Here is a 4,917-nt window from a genome sequence, read left to right as displayed (position 1 = left end):
GTCCTGCCGATCGCATCATGAAAGAGGCGCGCGGTCTGATCGAAAAGGGCGTGCGCGAGATCACGCTCTTGGGCCAGAACGTCAACGCCTATCACGGGGCGGGGGCTGACGGCGACTGGTCGCTGGCGCGGCTGGTGCGGGAACTGGCCAAAGTCGCTGGGCTGGAACGCATCCGCTACACCACCTCGCACCCCAATGACATGGAGGAAGACCTGATCGCCGCTCATGGCGATGAGCCAAAGCTGATGCCCTATCTGCATCTGCCGGTGCAGTCAGGCTCGGACCGTATCCTGAAAGCGATGAACCGCAAGCATACGGCCGATGAGTATCTTCGCCTGATCGAGAAGATCCGCGCGGCGCGGCCCGACATGATGATGTCGGGCGATTTCATCGTTGGTTTCCCGGGCGAAACGGATGCCGATTTTGACGCTACGATGGATCTGATCCGCACCGTCAATTACGGCATGGCCTATTCGTTTAAATATTCCGCCCGTCCCGGCACCCCGGCCGCGGAAAAATCGCCGGTGGCGGCGGAGGTCGCGGATGCAAGGCTGCAGACGCTTCAGGCCCTGATCACCGAACAGCAACGCGCGGGCCAGGAGGCGATGGTCGGGCGCGAGGTTTCGGTCCTTTTCGAGAAACCCGGCCGACTGCCGGGCCAGATGGTGGGCAAGTCCGATTACCTGCATGCGGTGCATGTCCAGACCAACCTGAAGCCGGGTGAGATCGCGAAGGTCAAAATCACCAAAAGTGCGCCGAATTCTCTGGCCGGTGCACTTGCGACAGATCTGGTCGATTGAGGCCAGTCTCTGACGGGTACAGGTTAAGACCCGACATTCGCCTCGACCGCCATGCCGTGCCGCATGACAAGGCCGAACAACTCATTCTGGGCTGATATAGTCAGCTTTCGGTAGATGTTGCGGCGGTGAACCTTGACGGTGTGAACCGACAGCCTGAGATGCAGCGCGATTGAGCGGCTGGAATGGCCCTGGATGATCAGTGCGGCGATCTGCGCTTCGCGGCGGCTGATCGGCGGCTCGTCTCGGGTATTCAGGCTGGTCAGGATCTCGATCAGATCCCCGGCAGGTGGTGCTGCGTTCTTTTGGATGCTCTCCTCCATCGCAAGCTGACCGAGTTTCGGCATTATTGCCGTATACATGGCCTTGAATTTGCGGATTTCAGAGGGAGAGAATTTGCGGTATCCGCGATTGCGTCCCAAGGACAGATGGACAATCGATCTGTCATCCAATCGCCTGAGCGCGCCGATTTCATCCACCATTGCGGTCTTGCGGTAATAGGTGGCGTAGTATTCGCTTGCTTCGAACCTGTCCGGCGCAATCTCGGACACCCGGTAGGCAGAACTCGATCGTTCTCTGGCCGCGGCCTGCGCGAATGGGTCGAGCAGATGGCCGAACTTGAAGTATTCGGTATCGAAGGTCTGGCGCAAAACCTTGTCTGGTATCCAGCTCAGAAGCAGGGCCGGAACAACACCTTTGCGAAACAGCAGCACGACCACGCTTTGCGGATTGAATTCGATCCCGGCGAAATCAACCAGATACGTCTTGAATTCGGCGATGCTGGCTGCCGCGGCCATCCCACCCAGCAAAGCGTAGCGTCTTGGATCAATCGGCATCGACTACTCCCTAGAAGGCGCACAACCAAAATCGGATACCAATCGGGTGGTATTATTCGAACGCCCACCCGGTGTCATAGTCAAGCTGTAAACACTTGTTGGGGTGGTCCTCGTAATGCGATGGCCATGGGGGGACGCTGGTGGGTTCAGGTATCGCGATCGACATTCGCAACTGCTCCAAGATCTTCGGAACCGGTACATCGGCCTTCACGGCGCTGGACGATGTTTCGGTCACCATTCGCGAAAACGAGTTCTTCACGCTGCTTGGACCATCGGGATGCGGGAAGACGACACTGCTGCGAATGATCGCCGGTTTCGGGCATCCGACGTCAGGGGCGATTGAACTTTACGGGCAGGATCTGTCGGACCTGCCGCCCTACAAACGACCGGTCAATACGGTGTTCCAGAACTATTCTTTGTTCCCGCATATGACCGTGGCCGAAAACATCGGCTTTGGTCTTGAGATGCTGGGCAAACCGAAGCCCGAGATTGCCGCAACCGTGGCCGAGATGCTGGACCTGGTGCGCATGACGCCAATGGCGGATCGCCGGACCGGCCAGATTTCCGGTGGCCAGCAGCAGCGCGTGGCATTGGCCCGCGCACTGGCGCCCAAGCCAAAGGTTCTGTTGCTGGACGAACCCCTCTCGGCCCTTGATTTCAAGCTGCGCAAGGACATGCAGATTGAACTGAAACGGTTGCAGGCGGAAACCGGTATCACCTTCATCTTCGTGACACATGATCAGGAAGAGGCATTGACCATGTCCGACCGGATCGCGGTGATGAACAAGGGCCGCATCCTGCAGATCGGCGGCCCGCGCGACATATACGATCATCCGGCAGAGCGGTTCGTGGCCGACTTCATCGGCGATACGAATTTCATCGAGGCAGAGGTTCTGACGGTCGCAGGTGACAGTGCCGAGGTTCGTCTGCCCTCGGGCCAGACCGTCAGCGCCCGCCACAGTGACGGTGCACCGGGCGCAGGCAGGGCGACCATCGCAATTCGCCCCGAACATGCGGTTCTGGCCGACGATCAGGGCCTCATGCAGGGCCGGATCGAGAATATCGTTTATTTCGGCACCGACACCCATGTTCATGTCACGCTGGATCACGGCGGGCAGTTTGTCGTGCGCAGGCAAAACAGCCCGGACCGGACCGAGGCAATCGCGGTCGGGGATGCGGTGGGGCTGACCTTCCCGCCGGGTGTCGGTCAGGTCTTGAAGGATTGATGGCGGTGGGGGGCGACATGGAAAAGATCCGCAATCGCTGGCTGCTGCTGTCTCCGGCGATGCTGATCCTGATCTTTGCCGCTTCGGGCCCGCTGATCATCGTCGTGATCTATTCCTTCCTCGCCCCCGGCGACTATGGCGGGGTGAAATGGCAATTCTCGACCGAGGCCTGGTTCAACGTCGTAGCCCAGCGCGATTTCTTTACCGAACAGATCGCCTGGTCGGACGCGCATCTGTCGATCTTCTGGCGCTCGGTAAAGCTGTCGCTGATGACGACGGTGATGGCGTTCATCTTCGGGTTTCCGACGGCCTATTTCATCGCCACGCGGCCCCGGAACCGGCGCGACATGTGGATGCTGCTGATCATGATCCCGTTCTGGACCAATCTTCTGATCCGCACCTTCGCGGTGATGGAGATCATCCGCAACGAAGGCGTCGTCAACACATTGCTGATCGCAATGGGGGTCATCGACACGCCGATCCAGATCCTGTTCACGGAATTCGCGGTCGTGGTCGGTATGGTCTATGTCTATCTGCCGCTGATGGTCCTGCCGATCTTCGCCTCGCTCGAGCGGCTGGACTTTTCACTGGTCGAGGCAGGCTATGACCTTTACGCCACCCGCTGGCAGGTTCTGCGCCGGGTGATCATGCCGCTGGTCAAGCCCGGGATCATCGCGGGGTCTATCCTTGTCTTCGTTCCCTCGCTTGGTGCCTATGTGACACCCCGGGTGCTGGGGGGCGGCAAGCAACTGATGCTGGGCAACCTGATCGAGCTGCAGTTCGGACAGGCCCGGAACTGGCCGCTGGGGGCCGCCCTGTCGCTGACATTGCTGGCCATCGTGATGGTGGCACTGCTCTTCTACGTCCGCGTTGCGGGGAAAGAGGAGGTGGGCCATGGCTAGGCAGAAGACCTTCGACGTTCAGGAACAGCGTGGCTTTACCACGATTGCCCTTGGCTGTTTCGTCCTGCTGTACCTGCCGATCGTCCTTCTTGTGGTCTATTCCTTCAATGCCGGGTCTTCCATCGCGATCTGGCAGGGGTTTTCGCTGCAATGGTATGCCGCCGCCTGGCAGAACGAACAGGTGCAGGAGGCGACCGTGCGGTCCCTGATCCTTGCAAGCTTCGCATCGGTCATTGCCACGGCTGCGGCGGTTCCGGCAGCGCTGGCCACGACGCGCACGAAACCATATCGCGGCTATTCGGCGGTTTTCGCAATCATCAACCAGCCGCTGATGGTGCCCGAGATCGTGACCGCCGTGGCGCTTCTGATCTTCTTTGCGATGATCAAGGTGGCGACGGGCTACGGCGGTCTGGCCTATTTGGTCGCCGCGCATTCGGCATTCTGCATCCCGTTTGCCTATATGCCGATCCGGGCGCGGCTTCAGGGGATGGATCTGAACCTTGAACAGGCGGGTGCCGATCTTTACGCCACACCGTTTCAGGTGTTCCGCCGTGTGACGCTGCCACAGCTCTGGCCCGGCATTCTGGCGGGTGCGATGCTGGCCTTCGTCATCTCGCTCGACGATGTCGTGATCACCGAATTCGTGAAATCTGCCGGGCAGGACACCCTGCCCACCTACATGCTCGGCCAGTTACGCCGGGTTGTTACCCCCGAAGTGAACGCCATTTCGACGGTGCTGCTTGCCGTGTCCGTCACGATGGTTGTGATCTTCTTTTTTCTCTCGAAAAACAGAAAGTAAAACAGGAGGAGGTACCAATGAACTTTACGACAGGAACACTCAGAACAGGCCTTGTTGCCATCCTGATGTCGGGCACCGCGGCCTTCGCTGAAGGTGAGCTGAACATCTATAACTGGGGCAACTACACAAGCCCCGAGATGATCGCCAAGTTCGAGGCTGAGACCGGCATCAAGGTCACGATCACGGACTATGATTCCAACGACACCGCGCTGGCCAAGGTCAAGGCGGGCGGCCATGGTTTCGATATCGTCGTGCCCTCGGGCACATATGTGCCGATCTGGATCGCCGAGGGGCTGCTGCTGGAAGCAAAGCCCAATGAGATGGAGAATTTCAAGAACATGGACCCGGCCTGGGTCG

Annotated in this window: 6 protein-coding genes; 5 read left to right on the top strand and 1 reads right to left on the bottom strand. The window is 59.4% G+C overall.

Translation table 11 applies throughout. The annotated features are described in order from the left end of the window. Window positions 1-800, top strand: an 800-nt coding sequence (locus WBB85_RS00835) for a MiaB/RimO family radical SAM methylthiotransferase (RefSeq protein WP_432636722.1), incomplete at its 5' end; no start/stop codon positions are given. A gap of 23 nt (window positions 801-823) precedes the next feature. Here the strand turns inward: WBB85_RS00835 and WBB85_RS00830 are convergent. Then, window positions 824-1,633 carry a response regulator transcription factor gene (locus WBB85_RS00830; RefSeq protein WP_432636721.1) on the bottom strand — a complete coding sequence of 270 codons (810 nt, stop codon included), beginning with the start codon at window positions 1,631-1,633 and terminating at the stop codon, window positions 824-826. 140 nt (window positions 1,634-1,773) lie between these two features. Here WBB85_RS00830 and WBB85_RS00825 point away from each other — a divergent pair, with 140 nt between their 5' ends. From WBB85_RS00825 to WBB85_RS00810, 4 genes are all read left to right on the top strand, one after another. Beyond that, window positions 1,774-2,859 carry an ABC transporter ATP-binding protein gene (locus WBB85_RS00825; protein ID WP_432636720.1) on the top strand — a complete coding sequence of 362 codons (1,086 nt, stop codon included), beginning with the start codon at window positions 1,774-1,776 and terminating at the stop codon, window positions 2,857-2,859. 17 nt (window positions 2,860-2,876) lie between these two features. Then, a complete protein-coding gene (locus WBB85_RS00820) occupies window positions 2,877-3,761 on the top strand; it encodes an ABC transporter permease (RefSeq protein WP_432636719.1) in 885 nt (294 codons plus the stop codon). Further along, on the top strand, window positions 3,754-4,560 hold the full coding sequence (locus tag WBB85_RS00815) for an ABC transporter permease (RefSeq protein WP_432636718.1): 807 nt from the start codon (window positions 3,754-3,756) through the stop codon (window positions 4,558-4,560). The genes WBB85_RS00820 and WBB85_RS00815 overlap by 8 nt, the downstream gene beginning before the upstream one ends. Window positions 4,561-4,625: 65 nt before the next feature. Next, window positions 4,626-4,917: extracellular solute-binding protein (locus WBB85_RS00810; RefSeq protein WP_432636723.1), on the top strand; the 292-nt coding region annotated here is incomplete at its 3' end.

This window comes from Albidovulum sp. (assembly GCF_049646345.1).
Classification (GTDB): Bacteria; Pseudomonadota; Alphaproteobacteria; order Rhodobacterales; family Rhodobacteraceae; genus Albidovulum.
Note: the sequence above shows the minus strand (reverse complement) of the source record. Positions and strands in the feature narration are given on the sequence as shown.

Coding starts and splice junctions, on each gene's coding strand:
- WBB85_RS00830 (WP_432636721.1), bottom strand. CDS start 1,633: ATGCCGATTGATCCAAGACGCTACGCTTTGCTGGGTGGGATGGCCGCG.
- WBB85_RS00820 (WP_432636719.1), top strand. CDS start 2,877: ATGGAAAAGATCCGCAATCGCTGGCTGCTGCTGTCTCCGGCGATGCTG.
- WBB85_RS00815 (WP_432636718.1), top strand. CDS start 3,754: ATGGCTAGGCAGAAGACCTTCGACGTTCAGGAACAGCGTGGCTTTACC.